This window comes from Aquimarina spinulae (assembly GCF_943373825.1).
Taxonomy (GTDB): Bacteria; Bacteroidota; Bacteroidia; order Flavobacteriales; family Flavobacteriaceae; genus Aquimarina; species Aquimarina spinulae.
In genome coordinates this window covers 1,562,254-1,585,280 of sequence record NZ_CALSBP010000002.1, presented here as the reverse complement: position 1 = coordinate 1,585,280, position 23,027 = coordinate 1,562,254, and the positions used below count along the sequence as shown (strand labels likewise).

General features: G+C 35.8%; 7 protein-coding genes. 2 read left to right on the top strand and 5 right to left on the bottom strand.

Annotated elements, in window-relative coordinates:
• Window positions 1–251 precede the first annotated feature (251 nt).
• The 5 genes from NNH57_RS12525 to NNH57_RS12505 all read right to left on the bottom strand — a co-directional run bounded on the left by NNH57_RS12525 (window position 252) and on the right by NNH57_RS12505 (window position 18,408).
• Window positions 252–12,221: a LysM peptidoglycan-binding domain-containing protein gene (locus tag NNH57_RS12525; RefSeq protein WP_108809101.1), complete on the bottom strand. Its 11,970-nt coding sequence runs from the start codon at window positions 12,219–12,221 to the stop codon at window positions 252–254.
• A gap of 73 nt (window positions 12,222–12,294) precedes the next feature.
• Window positions 12,295–15,900, bottom strand: a complete 3,606-nt coding sequence (locus tag NNH57_RS12520; RefSeq protein WP_108809102.1) for a hypothetical protein — start codon at window positions 15,898–15,900, stop codon at window positions 12,295–12,297.
• A 233-nt stretch (window positions 15,901–16,133) separates the two neighbouring features.
• On the bottom strand, window positions 16,134–16,826 hold the full coding sequence (locus NNH57_RS12515; RefSeq protein WP_074407439.1) for a hypothetical protein: 693 nt from the start codon (window positions 16,824–16,826) through the stop codon (window positions 16,134–16,136).
• 231 nt (window positions 16,827–17,057) lie between these two features.
• The gene (locus NNH57_RS12510; protein WP_254504169.1) at window positions 17,058–17,723 is read right to left on the bottom strand and encodes a hypothetical protein; all 666 of its coding nucleotides are present in this window, start codon (window positions 17,721–17,723) and stop codon (window positions 17,058–17,060) included.
• 406 nt (window positions 17,724–18,129) lie between these two features.
• On the bottom strand, window positions 18,130–18,408 hold the full coding sequence (locus tag NNH57_RS12505; RefSeq protein ID WP_074407441.1) for a hypothetical protein: 279 nt from the start codon (window positions 18,406–18,408) through the stop codon (window positions 18,130–18,132).
• A 310-nt stretch (window positions 18,409–18,718) separates the two neighbouring features.
• Between NNH57_RS12505 and NNH57_RS12500 the strand changes: the two genes are divergently transcribed.
• Both NNH57_RS12500 and NNH57_RS12495 read left to right on the top strand, forming a co-directional pair.
• Window positions 18,719–19,447, top strand: a complete 729-nt coding sequence (locus NNH57_RS12500; RefSeq protein WP_074407442.1) for a LexA family transcriptional regulator — start codon at window positions 18,719–18,721, stop codon at window positions 19,445–19,447.
• Between the two features lie 367 nt (window positions 19,448–19,814).
• Complete coding sequence (locus NNH57_RS12495) at window positions 19,815–23,024, top strand: SusC/RagA family TonB-linked outer membrane protein (protein ID WP_108809103.1); 3,210 nt, start codon at window positions 19,815–19,817, stop codon at window positions 23,022–23,024.
• Window positions 23,025–23,027: the final 3 nt, after the last annotated feature.

Here is a 23,027-nt window from a genome sequence, read left to right as displayed (position 1 = left end):
ATGTAAAGCCCTTTCTCAAGCCTTAAGTTAAAATACGATATTTTAATATTCTAAGTAACTTGTATTAATGATTTTACGTTGTTGGATTATTGATATTCCCTACGTTGTATATTTTTTAGCAGATACAAGTAGAACTGGTATAAGAGCGTATCTGATTCTTAAGGTCACACCCATGCATACCTGCAAGAATAAAAACCCCATACGACTAATCGTATGAGGTTTTGGTTGGCTCGCCTGTTTTTACATATGTATTACATGTCTGTAATATAATCTAGTGATAATGTTAATGTTCTTAATCGAATTAATGGTTTAGGTTGTGCGGTTAGATTAGAAAATATAGTAAGATCAAACCAAAGCGATGCTTCGGTGTCATCTACCTGATTTGTACTAAACCATTCTTTAATGCTATTGGCCCAATCAGAAATCATTTGTTTTAGTGCTTTATCCGATCCATCACCTAGTACCTGTATCGACTGTAATGGTTGCATAATTACCGGAAGGAAAATATCACTTAGCTTGCTGTTTGCTTGATAGCTATAATTAGCATTCATCAAAATACTAATGGTATCCTGGGAGTTTTCTGCCAATAATGTATCAAACAAAATGGTAAGCTGTTGCTCTAATGTTCCCACGTTAGGGCTGGACGGATTATTTATCGTTGCAATATTTAGCGGTTCGCTACTATCTATAGTTGGGTGAAATGCATTCGAAAACCCAATATTACCTGTGGTATATACAAAATCATCTGCCGATGGTTTACCAGGGACTAACTCTACATTACGCTTCAGGTTTGCAGTAGTATCGGCATCCTGTCTGTTTAGGATGTTCATCGTAGGGATAAGTACCTCACGATCTGCTATAGATTGCCCAATAGAAGCTTCAAGGATTTTACCTGTATCTTTAGAAGTATAATAATAACTATAACTGGCTCCATCTTCTGGGTCAATACTAATTGCATTGTAATTAGGTATATTCACAATCGGTGTGCCTATTCCTTCTGGCACTGCACCAAAAATATTAACTAATAATACTCCTGTAGTAGTTTCTATTGTTGTAGAACTTTCTTTGATGTAAAAAGAATACGGATCTGCAGTATAGCCTTGTTTTAATAGCTCATTAAAAGTATTAAGAGCAAAGCCATTACTGGTTTCTGCGGCATCTGCCATTCTGGAAACCATCTGGTTATATGATGATAAAGCTACCGCAGCTGATTCGAACTGAGAAGCATCTGTAGTCGTAGCATCGATCTTGATCAATGTATCATTAAATACCTGATTGATGTTAGGGAAAACAGAAATAAACTCAGCCATCTGTGCAAATGCATCTTCAAAACTGGCAAGAGCTTTAGCCATATTCTCCTGAACATTAAACAGAATCTCAAAATCAACCTGATCCTGAGGGTAGTGAAAAGTTTGAGAATAGGTGATCTGGTAGTTCCAATTTAGGATGTCATCTACCGTATTCGTATTGGTCGTATAAGGATAAGAACCTTCTTGCTTAACCATTGCAGGTGCAGTAGGGAAGGACCTTAAAATCAAAGGAACTTTAAAATTGCCTAATGAAGTTTCTAATGGATGAGTTTTGCTTATTGAAATAAAACTTAACCATGAAGAAGCTTTATAATCCTCGATTCCCGGAACCGAACTAATTTGATGCTCGATAGCAAAGCCAGCATATGTAATACCCAGATCTACATAGGATAATACTTCATTTTCGGTACCTCTAATGATATCTGGAGAAGAAAGCAGGAAGGGCAGCTTGGCGTCTTTACTTTCACTTAATGCCAATTTTGGCGAACTTAGACTAAAGGATGAGCTGAAGTTACCGCCATCAACATTTTTCTGTACGGTATGACTTAGCGGAGGTGTAATAACGTTTCCAACTTCATCAAACAATGTATCTGTTATAGTTACTATAGTTTTGTTGATTACAGCATCGGCACTTAATTTTAAACGAACAATTCGATTATTCTCGCTGAGGAGTGAAGCGTTTAAAACATTTATGTCATCAGAAACGGTATAATTACCTATTTTTTCTGCTTCTTCTTTACTCATAAAATTAGAGAAGAAAAGATACACTATAGTAGCTTCTTCCTGATCTAATTCTACTCCCATAAAGATAAAGTTCAGATTGATGTTTCCGTATAATTGAGGAGTATCTGCACCTTCAGGAATGGTATCTGCCTGTACCGTGGCAGCAAATTGAATTCCAGCACGAGTGGTATACGCATTACTAAGTTTAACTAATAATTGCTGTAAGAAGGTTTCCTGAATATTAGATGTATCTGCTGTCTGCCCTGCAAAAACAGGCACCATTGATAGCTTAAGGATTTCTGCCAGTCGTTTTTTGTTGGCCAGCATATCGGTAAGGAATGTTGTACTTCCGAAATTATCAACTAATTGAATAGCAGCTGTAAATTCTGGAGTTAATACATCATCAATACTCGAAAAGATCTGTTTACCCCAAAGATCCATATCAATATTTTTAAAATCAGTATAGGTAGAAGGAGTAGAGAAATCTATCCCCGTCTTAGGATTAAAATAATAGATAGGAATGTGATCTTTTGTCTCTAGCTTATTAGATATTGGTTTTGGTGCAAAAATCACCGGGTTACTGGTATCGTTGATCTCATATCCAATACTGGTAGTCGAATCAAGACCTAATCGAGTAGCCCATATTTCTGTACCCCCAGTATTACTTAGATTCTCATCGCGGTCTACACCAGAAGTAACTTTAAGTTGATACACATCACTTTTAGATAAAGCAGTTTCAAATCCGGTAGCAAAGTCTTCTAAACCTGTTGTTTTTCCTGCTTCAACTTTTGATAAAGGCGGAATACTGGTACTGGCAGATTTAATACCTCCGGTAGTTTCGAAATCACCAGAAATAGAACCTCCGATACGCTCGATGGTAAAACTTAACTCTAATCTGAATATTTGATCGGTATTTACTTGTGCAGCATCTATGTCAAAAGATATGGTATGATCACTATCTGGTGTTGCAGTAGTAATTTCTCCCATACTGCGATTAGCTATGAATAGATAGATAGAAGCAATCCATTCTTGAACCAAGCTGTTCACATCATCTTTGCTTAGTACAAAAGGATCAGGAGTTAATGTAGTATTTATTTGAAAAGCGATACCATTAGGATCGGTTAACTGGTACCAAATCTGAGTATAGGTTTGTAGATCTCTTGTGGCTTGTTCTATCACTGTAGAAGTAGCCAGATCTTTATCATTATCAGCGCTAAATTTTGACCAGCCATTAAAAACAAGAACATTTGTATCACTTGGATTCGTTACATCGGCTTTAACATTACTTACGGTTACCGTTATTTCTACATTTTCAGGAATGTTATCTACCGTAATAGTGACCGATTTCTTATCAGAATTAAGAACAATAGACTCGATATTGACATTTTGATCAATTGTATAGTTAGCTTTATCTATAGCACTGGTTTCATCTACAGTTACAGTATATTGTCCCAGAATGGTAGTACTGCTTTTTGCTGTTGTAGAGATCAGTCCCTGATAATAACTAGGATCAAAGTTTAATCCCGTATCTAGTTTGGCCTGCCCTTCTTCTCCGGTGACCATCCAGGAAGAACTAATTGAAGGCCACTGGTTAAGTCCAAGAATAGCATCTGTATATCCTGTTAATACAGGCGGTTCATTTAATGGTTCTTTACTGGTTGTCGATGGATCTGATAATTCGCTTATAATACTGTTACCATAAATATCTTGCCATGCAAAATTAACTTGAAGAATATCACCTAATCCTAAATATGGACTATCGTTTCCATCGGGAAGATCATTTTCTGAAGCGACTACCTCTTTACTAAAACGGGTATAAGGTATGCTTACCTGGTAGTTCCAGTTATCATTGGCAGTTAGTGTTTTTGGAACCTGGATTTTATCGGTACTCTCTGGATCTTCTGCATCTGTTGTCGGACCAGAAGGTAAACCAATGTTACTACTGTTAAAATAAGCATTAGCGACTACCTGATAGGTGAGTGAACTATATACATTTTGTAAGAATAGTTCTCCAAAACCTGCTGTTTTTGGATTATCGGGAACAGGAGCAGGTATAGGTCGTATTGCATCTATAGAAGTAGTACCTGCTGCAACGGTAGCTGTTCTGATTTTTGGACCACCAATGATTGTAATATCTTGATTATCGGCAAATATCCCTATAACATCTTGATTGTAATTGGCTATAGAAGAAATATTCTCTCCGTAAAAATCAGATAATGAAGCGAAGGAAGTACCGCCAGGGCTGGTACCTACAGTGATGGTAAGCTGCGGTAAGAAAATAGAATCAAATAAGTTCAGCTGATCTGGTAATTCACTACCTGATTTCTGTTTATTGATTTCCTGTATGGCAGCAACAGTAGTCTCAAAACGAGTAGCAATTTCCTGAAGCGTATTACCACCAACTCCAACTTCGTAGATGCCTTCATTGATATTTAATTTAATCCCTGATCTAAGGGTCAGGTTTTGATTATCGGAAGCTACATCAGCAATATTTCCGTAGTATGCATAGGCCAGCTCACCTAATGTTTGTGTATTGGCAGATGCTAATTTTATAGCATTCGGATTGGATTGTGCAAAGAGTACAGAGTTATCTTTATTAATAGCCTCCCCATTAGCAAAAACATTCATATACGAAGTTATTGTATTTTGAAGGCTTTCTTCAGAAGGTTTGCTGTACATTACAATAAATGATAATGTAGCCTCTCCGTTATCATCAAAAATACGATCCGGAAGCCCTTGTTTACTATCTGTATTATAGTAGTATAAATAGTATCCTCCGTTTCTGGTAATGCTGGCTTGCCATAGCAATCGTAAGAAATCTGTTTGCGTATTGAGCAATCGCATTTTTTCGTCTTCGGGAATCGATGCCGTTTTTAGTAATGCATCAAAAGCCATATCAGGTCTGGTTTCCGTAGAAAGATTTACCTGAGCTAATCCCATTGTGAGTGCATTTTGTGCATCTGTCTGGATACCATCGGGAGTGCTTCCATTAGAATCAACGGCATAAGCAGGGATCAGGCTGGCAATTAGTGAATTGTTATCACCAATTTCACTAACTATTTTTTCAAGAATATTAGCGTTATTACTATTTGCTCCAACTACTTCGTAAGTGGTCTGTGTAGATGGGCTATCAGAAACTATAGGTACTTTCTTTATAGTAACCTCTACCAGAGATCCTAACCCATAATATGCAACATCATGATTGATCATCTTTTTAGAGACGTCATCGTATTGACCTATTAAAAATTCCATTCTTGGATTAACCGCTCGTGTATTTAGATCTGGTAGTTGCAGTAATGTATCTGGTAATGGCCATAAACTTAATGTAGGTACACCAGGAGAAGTACCTCCGTACGGAAGATTAATAGAAGAAGCAGCATTCCAAACAATCTCTGATGTATATGGATAACTAGCTTCGCTATTGGTAAACAAATCATTAACACCTAAGAAGCTAAGGCCAGTATTTAATTTGTTTTTGGTAGCATATTCAGCAACTTTATTTATGCTGATAGCATCATCACTATCGGGTTTAATAGTGATTACCATTTTAGCAGGATCATCACCATTAAATGATAACCATTTTAATGCATCTGGATCTGGTTTGCTAAAGGTAATTTCAAAATTATTACCTTCTGTAAGAGTGGGGATAGGAAACTGCTGACCATCTAGTGCATATAGTCCTGCAGATTCAAGATCCCCGTATGATAAAACACCTTTATTATCTTCTACCCACATCCCTTTATAGTTTGGAGTAACTCCATCTACCGGAAGTTTAAGACCCGCCAGGTAATATCGAGAAGTCATACCAGACAAGTGTTGTATGCCCTGAGTAGCCTGAATTTCTTTAAGTAGTTCGCCTACTTTAAACTGTTCCAGGTTTGCCATATCCAATGTAGCAGAATCAAATAGATCTGTAATCTTATCGTTATTATGATCTTTATCGTCAGAATTAGCGAGGTCTTCTGGAGTAACATTAAATTTGGAAGCTACACTTCTCAGGTTATCTCCTTCGACTGTAGTATATGTAATTAATCCAATGTTTAATGTTGCAACAGGAAGTAATAAGTTCGCTATAGAAGCAATACCGCCATCAGTAATCAAAATATTGATATCAATTTGATTTCCTTTTGGTACGGTATCATTGATAGCTTTAACTACTTGGACCAGAGATTGAGAAGGTAAAGTGGTGTAATCGTATGTATAATTGTTATAGGTAAAACTAATAGCAATGCCCTCTTGCAGAATGTTTTGAATTTCTTGGTTTAAAGTTGCCAGGCTATTTCCATCAAAGCTCTTTCCATAAATAGCTTGATTAGCAATACTATCAAAAGTATCTCCCTGTTGCACAGTATATGTACTTTTAGCAATATACATGGTTTTGCCAGAATTTAGTGCTATCCCAGAATTATCGTTAAAAAGTTCGGCAATAGTATATGCCATATCCCCAGAGAGGTCACCATGATCATTAACCCATTTTACAATACTGTCTGGGCTATCTCCGCTATTGGTGTAATATTTAAAATCTTTTAAAGAATCCTGCGCATTCTGAACCATTTGTTTGGCAATCAGTAAGAAATAGTCACTAAATACGAAGTTACCTACAGAAATATCTTCTCCTTCTGCAAAAGCAGCAAAAGTTGCAGGATCTTTCTCTTGCATTTGGATTGCTAATTGATCGAAGTATTTTCTAAGATCACTTATATATGTAGAAGAAATAGTATTATAACTTTCAAAATCATAGGTCACTCCTTTATAATCGGTATCATAATCTGGTGTCGATAATTCTAGTGACAATGCCATTGGGAAAAATGTGGCGTTGACATCTGTTTCTTGCTGTGGCTGTTCCTGAATATGCAAATCAAACTGATCTGTCATAAAAGAATCTATAGCTTCTGTCGGGATTGGACTAGGATTAGAAGGATCACTAAAATACGCTAATAATTGTGTTAATTGCGAACTGGTGACAGGAGTATTATCTACTTGTTCACTACTGATAGAACCATTCTGAAGCGCAGCGACTGTCCATCTAAAAATTTCTTTACTTAACAACTCAAAAGAAGAATCTGCGGTGTCTTTAAAAGCTTTTTGATATCCATCTATACGATCCTCTTGTGGTGGTGTCATAGATTCTAAGAAAAGCATAGCAATATAGCATGCTTGTTGCTCGCTTAGTTCGGTAGCTTTATCACCAGCCATAGTAAGCCCTAGCCCCAAATATCCTGTTAATGGAGCAACTACTGCCGCTTTTTCCAGATTAGACCAGTTTGGTGTAACCTGAGTCAATGCTACTGTAAGTGGGTTATGTAAAGCGATACGAAGTTGTTTTGCATTTTGTAACTCATTCTGTGCATACGCTTTTAAAGCCATGCCAGAAGAAGCATCTCCCCAAGGTGGATTACTTGCTATGGCTTTGATTGTAATGCTCTGACTGATGCTTGCAGAGAAGCTGAAGTGCATTTTTATTTTGAATAACCCCAGATTTATACTTACACTCAATGAAACACTTACCGAAGCTGATAACTGAATTACAATAGGCTCATAAGGAGAGAAGGTTAATTGAGCCAGTAACCTGATATCAATATTAAGATCAGCTTTTATGATAGCAAAATCAATAGTACCATATAGTTTTCCGATAACACCCACTGTACCTCTAAACCAGAAATAATACGCCTCTGCTACCTGAGCATCATTAGATGAAGAGGTAGTCGTTAATTGATATGGATTGTACTTAGCCAGAACCCCTTCTAAAATTGCTACTGCAGTAAGGCTAAACCCTGCTTTCAAAATACCAGCATCAAAATCATAGCCAAATCCAAATTGCATACCGAAACCAAAAACCAGAACCGGATTAAAAGTACCTAGAGTGGTATCCGGTACTTTATTAGTTGTAGCACTGCTAAGCTTACCAAAATAAACTCCGGCAGAACCCATAACAGGGATCGGGATACCTATCGGTGTCCAAATTAGGGTTTGGAAAGTAAATGATCGAGAAAAATCTTCTTTCCACGGGAATCCTATATCTACCTGAAAATCGCCATTGGTGAATAATTCTATGCCAAAAATGGGCAATGTAAGGTTAACCTGGCCTAACTGTATTTTTCGCATTACTGTGGGTAAAGCGATTTCTGCTTTATATAGTCCTATGGTATCACTGATTTTTTTGTATAAAATCTGAAAATCCAGACCTTTAAAAATACGAGCGGGTTCTCCTTCGAGAGCCAGGCGTAGCGCATATAAATTAGGGTCGTTAAAAACGATCTGCATGGTGATAAAGTAACCACTGCTACTAGCTTCAGATCCATTTGCCAATGCCACTGCCGATGTAGATTTTTTATCTTCCTCAAGCTTAAGTACTCCAAAATCCATTCCTACCAGCCAGTTACTGTTAGCATCAAAATTGATACCGGGAATTTCTCCTGGCTCAGTTGACGGAAGATCTTCTCTCATAATTTTTATAGCTTCCTGTACTTTTTCGACACTTTGAAAACCAGGAATTGTAACATGTTGACCTAATGCCAGTAATTTCAAATCAAGATATTTGTTACCTTGTCCCGAAGGAGAAGGCGTAGTTTCTGGTTTGGCGGCATCCCAGGTCAAAGGTTCCTTAGTGTTGTCTTGCCATAAGAAACTCCCATCTAAAGTAACCATCACTCCATTATCTTTTGGGTCAGGTTGATTTGATTTGTAGGTAATCCCAATAGATTCTATAGTAGCGAATCCTAATGAAATAGGACCTATATCCAGGCTGAAGCCAACCTGTTTTGATGTGAAATCATACTTTAGACTCAGGTTGTTAAGTGGTATCTTATCGAGAAGATTCCAGGGAGCAGCTAATCCAAATTGAGTTCCTGTTGCCCAGGAAACCATTTTTTCTACCATACTACCGATAGTTGTAGACTCAGTAAAGCTTAATTCTGCTACATAATGATGTTTTCCATTGACACCAATGTCCTTTACTTCACCTTTTAAGAATTCCCAGATAATTCCAAAGGATTTTACACTGGGATCGAAATCATAGAATGCCTGAAAATTAATACCCAACCAGGTAACATTGGCATTTATATTACCGTAGTATCCTACCTCTGCTTCTTCATCTTTCTTACCATATGCTACCATAGCATTACCTTCTACACTAAGATCAAGGAAATCAATCTCCCAGGGTTTAGCAGTTTTACCGCTAAATTCCCAATATTTGGTTTTTGTCTGGATTTTAAAACCAAGACCATCAATCGCATAATCAAATCCATCCTCAGGTTTCCAGGTTGGTGCAATGTAAAAAGTGAGTAGTTGCCCAATTTCTAAGGCTCCAGAGGTCTGTGTGCCGGTAAATGTCCAACCACTTCCTGTTGCATAAGTAGATTGTAGCGATAACCCAATTTTCATACTTTCGGGTAATACTACAAATTCCCCTCCGATACTAACTTCATTATTACCTGTGTTGTGAATGATATTAACTGTTAGTTTATTAATCGTGAAAAGAGGTCCTATAACTAAAGGCTTATCCGCTTCGAGAATCGTATTTAGCTGATAATATTTTTCATTTGGTTTTAGGTCAAAGTCCAATAAGGTCACAGCAGTTTCTAAATCCAATGGTCCTGTACCAAATAATTCTAATAGGTCACTAAGCTGGATAACACCATCGCTTAGCCCTCCGTGAACTTTAAAATCAGGATAAGTACCTAAAACGCTAACTGTTCCTTTACCTATTGTAAAATCACCGGTTACCGTAAATTCAATTTTTCTGTTCGCTACGTCCTGTACGTTATAGACTTGCACATCTACACTGGGATTAATTTGAAAAGGAGGATTTGCAGATAATTCCCAGGGTGTATCTGTACTCATTGCATACGACATATAATCAAATGCATGAGTTTGATTGTTGTAGTGTAGTTGAATGTCTTTTAAACCAAAACCTGCCATTCCATTCAAAGGAGGTTGAAGTACTTGAACCAGATTAATACCTCCGGCCATCTGGAAAAAACTGGATACACTAAGAGGACTGCTAAAACCGCCAGTAATAAGCCAGGTGTTCTCTTCTTCAGGGTATTTGATCATTGTTTCCAGTACTATAGGATCATTATTAGAATCTTTGCCAGACCCAATAATATTCCCTTTCAAACCTCCTTCTACTGCGCTTCCGGCTTCGTTAATTTTTAAACTGAAACCAGGCTTTTCGAAACCTATCCAAGGGATTCCGTCGATATTCCAACTTTGATTTATTTCCGTTTCAATCTCTGTTACAACTGACTCTTCGGGGCTGGTAAAATTTAATGTAATATTAAAATCAGGACCAAAGGCAGTTGTTGTTCCTTTAGATAAGGTAACTTGTGTTACCGTATCCCCGTCTTTTTCTTCTGTAATATCCTCTTTGGCTACAGTAATAAAAAACAAATTACCTGTTACGAGCTTGAAAAAAGAGGATAGATATGTATTTGGTAATGCATTTAGGATATTTACACCACCATTACTATAATTATTGATAAGTTTATTATATACACCTTCTAATGTAAGTGCTTCTTCTTCTAAAACCATTAGATCGGTGTCAGAACTAGTTTTGGTACGAGCTTTTGAAGATGCTAATAACGTAACAATAGGTAAGACCAATTTTACTCCTACCAGACCAAGCATTAGTTTATCATGAATATCTTGTTGATAATAAACTCCCAAATTTGTGAAATAGGTGTGTACATCATTAGATTCGGTATACGAATTTACCATAAATGCTCCCGAAACAGCTAATGCATCGTAATACGTTTCAGGTTTGCCAGGATTTGTTTTTTGCAGATAGGTATCAAAAGTTTGATTTCTGAAGTTTAATGCTGCGGTTTTTGCCGCTTCTGCAACAGGAGAATAGTTTACAGCGGATAAGGTAGAAGGATAATTGGCTCTGTCTTCTTCTCCGGTTTTTGGAATTTGTAGAAATGGTCGTCCTAAACTAATAGGTAAACTGGATGATCCTTGACCTTCAAACACTCCTGGTAATCCCGAATTGGCATAGTAATAATTATAAACTTCCTGAGGAACTGGCCCAAGAGTGATAGCTACGATTTCTTTATTTCCTGCCCCGGTAAGCGTACTGGTCAGGTCATCAATTTTTACATAACTCCCATTTTTGTAACCTTCTACTAATGATAATGTATATCCACCATCCATTAATGGTTTAACTTGTTGCCCTAGTTTAAGAATAAAATTATCTAAACTTAATTGAGCATAAGCTCCCATGAGATCAGTATCCAGATAGACTTCTTTGATTTTTGCTTTAAGGGCGGGTAAAGAACTGTTTTTGTTTTTTAGATCCACAGCGAATGCTGAAGCATAATCAAAAGGCATTTCCTGATATTTTTCTTGTATTTTGGCAATGTCACTTAGGATAAAAAATGCAATGGGTGTATTACTGCTCATTTGTGCAGTAAAAGCAGAAAGGATTAAGTTTAAGGTCATTTCTGCCGGACTGGAAAACTGATGCAAACCATATATTGGCCAGAGTCGAAGTTCTTTTTTAGTAGTATGGGCATTATAAATCGACTCGGCATTTATAGATCTTATTTTTAAATCGGCATTATACGTTTGATCTTTTGCATACCATGTCCATAAGGTTTCTGGAACGGTTGTTAGAGAATCTGCAGGAAATTTGAACGCTAATTCTGCAAATGAAGCTGATTCTTTTGTTAAATCGTACGGATCTTTACCTTTACGCTCTATTTGATTAGGTGCTTTTTCCCATAAATAGGGCTGTAGTCTTAAAAAATAGGTGACATTAAAAAGGTCTGCATAATTTACCTGGCTGTTATCGGCTCCGCCAGTAAAACCAAAATCAATTTGTTCCAGGTTTGGTTTTGTGTCTTTATATTCTAAAAAGGTAATGGTAGCTTTACCATAAGTTATACTGGTTGTTGATATGTCATCTGGAATAAGACCGGTAAGTAGTATAGCCAATTTCTTTGGAGTATCTGCTCCAGAATAGATCATTAGAATATTTTTAGAATAGTCTGTAGCATCAACTATTCTTTTCATAATATTTACTGTAGTGGCCTGATGCCCAAAATTAGGGGTGCCATCTACATAAAATCGTAGTTCATCCTTACTTTTTATAAGTGCAAGCATGTCCTTTATTGATGCACCGGTAGTAGACTCGCTAGTATCCTGCCCTTGCATTAATTTGGTTAAAAGATCATTGAAGTCGCCCATCTTAAAATATTTTTATGATTTGTGTAATTCTTTACAGAATTATGATATGTTGATTATAAATGTCATGCCTGTACTATTCTGCCAGTGTCGCTATTTTCTTATTGCTTTTTAAGCTTTTTATAGTGCTTGGGTCATCTTTATTATACATAGCATACCAGCCTAATCCAGATGATTTTCCTCCAGAATTAGGATTGCCAAACAGGTAAAATAAAGAAGAACCATTAGGTGGAATTTTAAGTAAGCCCAAAAACTTCAAAGCAATTTGGGTAAACATAAGAAGGAACGATTTTTGACTATCGTCAAAAGCTAATCGAAGCTGTCCTATAGAGAGTTTAAGTACCGATTGTAGGCTAATCAATTTTGCTCCACCACCCGTACCTGGTAGAGAAATACCAATGTTGGCATTGTAAGTGTCTCCTGTGCTATCAGGTGCCCAACTTAATAGCAGAAAAGAGTCTAAACTTACTTTACCTGCCAGTTCTCCCGGAGTTCCCATATTTAGTTTAAAATCCAAACCATACCAGGCAGAGTTATCAACTCCAGATAATCTAACGTCGGGGATTACAGTTAAGAAACCTTTGTCCTGAGGGCTTTTTTCACTGTTTCCGATAATTAGGCCTTTAAGATCTAATGCAAAATTGATAAATAAACTTTCGCTTCTGGCAGTACTGGTAGTGATATCAAAGGTGATTTCTCCTGCATCAAAATTCAAGGATTTATTTTGCTGTGGATGTTCAATTTCATAAATCATAGATATCCCAAGATTACTGAAATTAAGACCACTTCTTGGAGTAAGATTATCGTTATCAGGGCTTCCAAAAGAGAAAATATCAAAATTGGTTATATTTTTCGTATCACTTGTATTCTCAATGATTTTGTAATCAATGAATCCCTGCATACTAAACCAGGACTCGTCATACCCTTCTTTAGGGGAATCTCGTGTAGTTAATAATACATTAGTGATCTCTATTTTATTATAGATATTACTGTCAAACAAAAAGATATTATCCTCAACACTACCCATGCTATATACTGCATTCCCGTTATTAATCTGAAAACTACCTTTGAGTAAAATATTTTTGAAAATATTCTCTGGATTTCCCATACTTAATACTTCACTATCAAAAAGTTTATTGATGGTTAATTGAGAATAGCTTTCAAAGTTTTTTACAGCAGTATTCTCGAATAAAACTTTTAACGAGAGGAGCCTAAAATCATAAGTATCTGCAGTAGTCGGGGAGATGGTTTCTGGTGGGTTGATGGTGTCATCAAAGTCTGGATCTACGTAATAAATCAAACCAAACATAGTACTGGATTGATCAACGACAGCTCCTGTGTTTTTGGCATCTCCTTTTTTTACAGGACTTATTTCTACTGCAAAATGATGTGCATTAAATGCTTCGGGATTAGTAATCCCAGCCATAATACCTTGAAGATTTGTAGGGATTTCTTTAATATCCATTCGCAATACCAAAATACCTGTCCAGTTTTCATCGGTAGCGATTTCATTAAATTTAGAGAAATATTCGTTGTCAGACTGTTCATATGTTTCTTTAAAATAGGATTGTAACCATTGTGATAGTATGATTAATTGATCGGCATCGGGTTCTTGTTGAACTCCTTCAGAATTAATGGTAGACGGAGAACCAAATTGATCGCGTTGTGTCCATTTTTTTGGATTAGCAACCAGGCTTTCTTTAGCACTGATTTCTGAGTCAGGATTAGGATCATATAATTTGCCTTTACGCCCTTTAATGATCATAATATTTTTATAGTTATTGTATTCACTTCCTTGCCCTACATTGGCCTGTAATTCCCAACTATCAATGCTCATGATATTGTTAAATGTAGCTGTTAGAGGGTCTTCTTCGCCTAGTGCTTCTAAATATTTTGAGTTTGCAGTGACTAAAAAGAGGTCGCTGGTTTGTAGTGCTTCGACCAGTTCATTTTCTGGATTTAAAAACTCTAGTTTGTACTCTTCATTGTGATCTGTATTCTGACCTAAGAAAACTTCGTTCCATAGGGTTTGCCCTCCGCTTTGTGTTGTAGTGGCCAAAAGTCCTGACGGAGTGGTAGAAGTAGTGGGAGTTACTCCGTTTTTATTTACCATTTGCTTTGCAGATAGTAATGACGTATTAGTGCTTGCTTTTCCGATGTTATTTCTTCGAGTCTGGCTAATAACTTGACTTTCAAATTTTTCTGTGTCTGATTCGGAAAAAGAAGTGATTCCATTTCCTACAGTTAACCCCAGGTATGGAACTATCGGAAATAAGGTTGTATTATCGGCATTATAGGTAAAGCCTAAATTATTATGAATAAATAAATCTGGATATTTATAGGAAGAACTCCCTTCTCCAAAAAGAGCAGATCCTTTTGGTTGAGAGACATAGGTAACCGTATTACCAGAAGTGTTTAGTATAGTAGCCCAGGAGGTTTCTTTTGTATGAGATAATAAAGGAGCTGTTGGTGATTCTGGTGCTTTTACAGGCGAGGCAGCTTCAAAAGGGAATTTAGGTGCCAATGCTGCATTTTTAGAAATAAAACGAATGGTATCTCCTTTTTGACTTAAGGTGAAAAATTCTGTACCCTGTAGGCCGCACATCATGTAATATTCACCAGTAGTTGTTTCTTTTTGAAATTCAATTTCAAAATCTCCTTCGGGAGTAAAATGAAATTCTTCTGTATTACTATTATCGTTTATAGCACCTGTAGAAATTACCAGGCGAGCATTGTATATATTGTTAGTTTCTTGTTTAGGTAGGAGTGTTATTTCATTTCCATAGTTAGAAGTAAAATAAGAATTTAGGGTAGTATCTCTTTGGTCACTGTTTTTACCGGTAAAGTTGAAATAAGTTCTTCTTGAGTTGTATGCTGTATTGATATTACATACAGAAGAATCGTTATTCGGGCAAGGATCAAAGGCTTCATTCGTAACATCTGAAGGATCGATTACAATACTAAACCCAAGATAATCTCCTGCAGGAGTGCTTTGGGCTAATGGTAGCCATTCTGATAATGAATCTTCATCACCTTCTTCCTCTGGAAATAAGTATTGAAATCCCCATTTTAGATCATTTAAAAGGGAAAGCCTATTAATGAAAAAATTAGAAAAGCGTATACAACCCCGTAACTCTCCTGAGAAATCGATGTACCCTATTTTGGTAGGAATAGTTTTTGGAGAGGAAGTTCCCGAAAAATTGATAACCAGATTACCTGGGTTGCCATTAAGAGTAATTACACTAGAAGCATCATCTAAGATGAGCCCCATTCCATTTTGTATAGTAAGGTTTAGGCTCGAGGTAAGAGGTGCTTGTAGTCCTGTGTTTAAGCTAGAACCGTCTGCACTAAGCCCCATGAGAGATGTGTTAGATTTGTCGATTTCATTAATATCAATCTGTTCAAGCCATATCATAGCTCTATTGGCAGAACTAGAGGAGATTAGCTCGTTTATGTTTTTTACAAAAATTTCGGCATCTGCTTCATTTTCAATAGAAGGTGCCTGTGCAGAAAACACAAAATTTCCGTTATAATAGGTGTTACTCAGAGCATCTTTTAAGTAAATAGTACCATCGGGAGGATCTATTTCTTCTGGTGTAACAAAAGCAATAAAACCACGATCATCTGCTGCATTTTCAGCGATATATAACTGATTGATAAACTTCTTAGAGAAAACTGTCATGTCTAACTAATTAAGATGGATAAAAGCAATAAGCTTTTCCTTGTTTTAAGAGAATATAAGAGCACTACTAATTTGTTTTTAGACAAAAAAGCATTGATGATGACTAGGGTTAAATTTTTGATATTCAGGTGAGTAAAGGCCCATGTGTATAGGCCTTTACTTATCTGAACACATTAATTAATGCTTACTCCTAATCATAGTGTAAAGGAGATACTAATTATTAACCTGAGCTATTAATTAGTAAACGTATAGGCAGCAGCCATAGTTTCCTGATTACTGTTTCCAGTAGGATTATATCCACTCATGAAAATAGCTATAGTATAGGTAAGACCTCTACCGATATTTACATTGTTAAAAGCTCCGCCATTATTACTGGTGATCTGAACCGCAGACAACGGACGAGCGTAGAAAGAAGGAGCTCCTGCTTGCCAGATAGCTGCCCATGAACCATTACCTTTAAGATCGATTTGATTTGGGAAATTTTCCAAACCAAAAGATACACTAGTTGTACCAGGTTTTACGTTAACGATTGTTCCTTCAAAATTATTAGTAGGACTTGGTTGTCCAGCAGCAGGAATAAATGAAGAAGAACAAATGTTTCCATAAGTCTGTGCAGGGTCGTTTAATGTAGGACCAACAGCATACCCAACAATATAGCTATTGTTGTTAAGATCCAAACCATCAAAGTTTAATGATCCTGCCTGAGTATTACTAGGTATGATCTTACTTTGAAGTGGTGGTGTACCAAATGGAATCTCGTTACTATTCTGCCATAATACTACTTGGTTTCCAAAAGTATTTGGTTGATTCCCCGAAAGAGTATCATAAGTAATGTCAAGAGAGTTGGCCGTAATGGTAGTAATCTCAATTTTTGTTGTTAATACCGTTGTTGATTTTCCTTGTTTTTCTAATGTTGCAGTACTCATAATTGTTTAGATTTAAATGTTAATTTTAGGTTTTAAAAATGTATCTATTTATCCGACGCCGGATCACTTGTGTTAAAATTTAAGATGGCAGCAGCAGTGGTATTATCTGCCCCCATAAAGTATATTAAGGTATATTCTGTATCTCTACCTAGTGATAGGTTGTTTAGCGCTACAATCCCTTGATTAGAGTAACTATCTATTTTTGTTTTAATAAGAGCATCAGGAGGTAGGTTATATGGCGAAGCATAGCCTTTCCATAACCCAACCCAATTTCCGTTTTTTTTTGGGCAGGTAGCCCGAAAGAGTTTGGTAGAAAACTGATAATGAAGTTTGCCCTAAATTTTCAATTCCAATATGTACATTAGACAGCGGTGCTTTGATACCCCCTGCACCCAGAATCGCACTGGCACAAATATTTCCTGTTCCAGAACCTACACCGTATCCCACTACATAGCTATTATATGTAATAGTAAGGCCATCAATAGTAACAGTGCCACTTTGAGTATTAACCCCTATTTCTATCATTTTTAAGGGCTCTACTGTCCAGGGAATAACAGATGATTCCCAAATAGCTATAAAATTTTTGTATGTTGATGGTTGATTAGCAGGAAGTCCCGAAAAGGCTACAGTAATTGATTCTCCGGTAAAACTAGTAATTTCAATCTTACAAGTATTGAGTTTTGCCGTTTCAATTGCTACAGCAAGAGGTTGAAATTCTTTCAAAGCAATAGGATTAATATTAGAGGTGTTAAATTTCACTACAGGACTGGATGCTAACACGCACGATGATTGATTTGGAAAACATAAAAAGAGTATAACTATACATAAGGATATAATTCTCTTCGTTGTAAATCCATAAAGCCCGGGTTTAAAGAAATAGTTGAAATTTATTGGCATTGCTATTTACTTTTTGATTTGTGTGTGTGAGTTGGTGTATTGAGTATGAATGTACTCTTGTACTAAGATACCTTTAAATCAAAACATTTCCTATAGGTATAAACCCGTGTTTTTTAGGAGTTTACAGTGGTGTTTTTGAAGTTTATAGCAAGGGTTTTACCATAAAAAAGAAGGGAAAAAAGGATGGTTATTGCTTAAAATCAGAAGGTTTACAATTATATTAGATAAGAGAGCGTACTTTTCTTAAAAGTGAAATAATCATGACAGAAATTAACGATCCGTCATCAAAAATTAGGCATTTATAAACTGAAAAAGATAAGTTGAAAAAGGAGTTTGATTATACAGTATTAAAATGTGTCAAAATATGCAATCTATGTGGTCATGATTACGTTTGCTCCCCTAAAGATCACAAAACTGATGCTAGATGAGATCTGGTATTAGAATTTTGTTCTTTTGAGTAGAACCCGAACTTAAAACCTACGTCTTCTACATATACATAACTTTGTATAGAAACATCATAGTTAATAGGCGCATTTAATTCTTTCATGAGATCTATAATACGGTAGAGTTTTGTTTTTGAAATCCCCAGACGAGATGCTAATTGTTCTGGTGATCCTGTAGCTTGTAAACGAGTAAGTTGATCTATTCGTTCTATAGTTTTAATGTGTTTAATAATAATACCCATAACTTATTTTTCTTTTATGATTACTGTTTTTAATACACTTTTATTCTGATTTATGATAAGTTTTCAACTTATCTTAAAATTCAAAATTTTCAACTTCTTTAGTGGAGTAGTACGGGGTGTAATCCAATTTAATAGGACTTAATACAGGTGAGAATTTCTTTTTGTTCATTTTTTTGTATATTTGTTTGTGAGCAACACAAATATAGTTTAAAATATTGAACTATGCAAAATAATAGTTTAATATTTTGATTTAATTGAAACGTGTAATATACTTTTAAATTGTAAAGTTTATAATATTAACTTTTTGAATATGGATTTACAAAAGATTAAGGAAATAGCAGACGAAAAAGGCAAGTTAATCAAGGATTTAATTGAAGAAACAGGGATTAAGAAAGGAACTCTTTTCAATTATATGAAAGGGAAAACAGCTATTACTTTAGAAGCTTTTCTAAAAATATCGGATGTTTTAAAAGTTCCTCCTTTAGAATTATTGGCCGTAGTTCAAAATATTAAACTTAACAATGATGCAGCCGAAATGATTCATCGTATGGAGCCTACTAATGATACCGGGCAGGTTAATTCAAATTCTGTTAATGTTATGATGATTCCTTTGGTAAATCAATATGCATATGCAGGATATTTAAGTGGTTTTGAAAATGAAGGTTATGTAGGAGAATTACCAAAAATGCCATATCTGGCAGATAGACAATATAAAGGTAATTATGTGTTTTTTGAGGTAAAAGGAGATTCGATGGATAATGGTAGTTATGAAAGTTATCTTGAAGGTGATCTTATCCTTTGTAGAGATGTGAGGCAGGATTTTTGGAATAGTAAATTACATATTAATAAATGGGATTTTGTAATCGTGCATAAAGAAGAGGGTATTCTTCTAAAAAGAATTATAGAGCACGATGTTGAAAAAGGAATACTAACCCTTCATTCTTTAAATGATTATTATGATGATATTGAAGTGCATCTAAAAGATGTGGCCAAAATTTTTAATGTTGTCGATGTAAGAAGGCATAGAAATAGACGATGATCATGAGTTTGTTCTAAAACTCCCTTGTCTACAAAATATTGGTCTTTTACGACGTATTCATTCCTCGGTAAGACTTCACCTTTTTTAGTGCTGCAGAATTTCAATTCATAACAAGAACTCTTCTTTGTAGGTTGATTCATGCTTTATTCTAAACAATTATTTCTTTTTGAAGTAATTTTTTTAAAAAGAACACCTCATTCCTAAAAACTAGAAATCGAGGTTAAATTAAGTTAATCTTTTTAACGTTAGGTTTACGATTTGTCATTATTATAGTAATGATTAAATAACGTTTCTATTTTACTAATATTAAAATTTATATACAATTTTGGCTGGTAAATTTAGTATTAGTAAAATTTAAACTTAACAAATGAAAAGTTCATTAACACTTTTTTCAGTATTATTTTACTTTTTTTCTACGGTAGTCAGCGGTCAGGAATCTAGTATTAAGGGAATAATTACAGACGGTCAAACCCCGCTTCCCGGAGCAAATGTTATGCTTCAGGAAACTCAAAAAGGGGTAGTAACAGATTTTGATGGTAATTTTGAAATCGTTGGAATTCAGGAAGGGCAATACAGTATTGCTATTTCTTATCTTGGTTTTGAAGATAAGGTGATTTCAATTACAATACATCCAGGGGAAATTAAAAATTTGGGAAGTATTGAACTCATTGCTTCTGCAGAAGCTCTGGACGAAGTTGTAGTCACAGCTTTGGGTATAGAGAAAGAAAAAAAACGATTAGGGTACTCGGTGCAAGAAGTGCAGGGAGATCAACTTACAACGGCCAGAGAAACGAATGTTACGAACTCATTAGCTGGTCGTGCAGCAGGAGTTCAAATAACAGGAGGAGGATCGGGTGTAGGATCAACTTCGCTAATTACAATACGTGGAGAAGGTTCTCTTATTCCGGGAAATAATTCTCCTTTGTTTGTAGTAGATGGTATTCCGATAAGTAACCGTACAATTAGCAATCGAGCCGAAGGAAATCTCGAAACAGATTATGGTAATGGAGCACAGGATATTAATCCAGATGATGTTAAATCTGTCTCTATCCTTAAAGGGCCTAATGCAACAGCTCTTTACGGATCTCGTGGATTAAACGGAGTCGTTTTAATAACTACGAAATCTGCCGAAAGAACAAAAGGATTAGGGATTAGTTTTACTCAAAATGTAACTTTCGAAAATGCATTACGAATACCAAAGTATCAAAACCAATACGGTCAGGGAGCAGGAGGAGAATTTGCATTTCTTGATGGATTTGGAGGCGGTGTTAATGATAATATTGATGAGAGCTGGGGACCGCGTTTAAATGGTCAATTAATTCCTCAACATGATAGCCCAACAACTAGTGGTTTTAGAGCAGGAGATTTTGCAGTAAGACCAAGGAATGCCGATGGTACTTTTGCAGATGAAATTATTCCTACACCATGGAAATCTAATCCCGATAATATTGAAGATTTTTTCAGAACAGGATCAACAATAACAACAAACCTGGCTTTAACAGGTGGTAATGAATTTGGAAATTTAAGACTTTCTTTAACCAATTTGGAAAGTGAAGGCATTCTTCCAAATACAGATTATGACAGAAGAACATATGCATTAAATGGCTCTTATAATCTAACAAAATGGTTAAAGGTTTCTTCATCGATTAACTATGTTAATAGTAAAAGTAATAATAGACCAAATAACTCTTATGGTACAGAGAATATCATGTATTTATGGGTTTGGTTTGGGCGTCAGATAGATATGAATTCTCTTCGAAACTATTGGCAACCCGGCCTCGAAGGGAGACAGCAATTTAATTATAACTATAACTGGCACGATAATCCATTTTTTACATTGAATGAAAATACTAATGGGTTTGATAAAAATCGAATTTTTGGTAATGCCAGAGTAGATATAAATATCACACCTAGTTTATCTCTTATGTTAAGAACAGGTGTTGATTATTTTAGTGAACTACGCGCCAGTAGACGTGCCTATAGTACTCAACGATTTGCAAAAGGACAGTATCGTGAAGATGATATTTTCTTCAAAGAGCAAAACACCGATTTTCTCCTACAATACAATAAAGCCCTAAATGAAGATTTTACAATGGGATTATCATTGGGAGGTAATACCAGAGAAGAAGAAAACCGATATAAACGAATTAGTGCAAACTCGCTATCAGTTCCCGGAATTTATAATTTTGAAAATTCGGCAGAACCATTGTCAAAAACACAATTTAACGATAAGCGTAAAATCAATTCATTATATGCATTTGCAAACTTTTCGTATAAAAACTTCCTTTTTCTGGATATCACAGGTAGAAATGATTGGTCCAGTACATTACCAAAAGACAATAATTCATATTTCTATCCATCGGTAGGTCTTAGTGCTATCGTGTCTGATATGGTAGAGTTGCCAGAGATGTTTTCTTTTGTAAAACTTCGTGGTGGTTGGGCTGTCGTTGGTAACGATACCGATCCCTATGCCCTTAGAAATACATTCTCATTTAATGAGCCTTTTGGTAATTTTCAACGGGTAAGTGCATCAGATATATTGCGCAACGAAAATTTGAAACCAGAAGAAGCTTCATCAACCGAAATTGGGGCAGATATCCGATTTTTTAATAATCGTTTGGGATTTGATGTAACCTATTATAAATCTATTGTAAAAAATCAAATTCTGACCTTACCCGTATCGAATACATCAGGATTTGGATCAAGGATTATTAATGCAGGTGAAATCGAAAATACAGGATTCGAGGTTGTATTGAATGCTAAACCTATTAAAAGTGAAGGTGGATTTACATGGGAGACCAATGTTAACTTTACCAGTGCACGTGGTGAAGTAAAATCTTTAATAGATGATTTAGATACTTATGAGATATCCTCTAATTATGTTAATGTATTAGCTCAGGTCGGAGGTAGAATGGGTGATATTTATGGTACAGGTCTGGTAACCGTAGATGATCCTAACAGTCAGTTTTTTGGTCAGGTAGTACATAATGAAGATGGCTTTTCTGTACGAGATCCAAACTTAAAGAAATTAGGAAATTATAATCCCGATTTTACTGTGGGTTGGCAGAATACTTTTACATATAAAGGATTTAATTTCGGGTTCTTGTTTGATTGGAGACAGGGAGGAGAAATTATGTCTAGAACAACCCTTATTGGTGGTACTTCGGGAATGATGGATTTTACTGCTGTAGGAAGAGAAACAGGAATCATCTCAGAAGGGGTTATCCAAAATGCAGATGGAAGCTATAGACCAAATGATGTAGTGCTCTCTGGACGAGATTATTATTGGTGGCGCTATAATCGTGGTAACGAAGAAATAGGAATATTTGATGCCTCTTTCTTAAAACTACGAGAAGTACGTTTGGGATATAATTTTCCTCAAAAAATCCTTAAGAAAACAATTATTAAGAGCCTGTCGTTGTCATTGGTAGGTAGAAATTTAGCATTATGGACAGAAAACCCTCATTTTGATCCAGAGACAATCTCTTTTAATGGAGGAACCATCGTACCAGGAGTTGAAGATATGGCATTACCAAGCTCTAGAAGCTATGGAATTAATCTAAATGTAACTTTCTAAAGC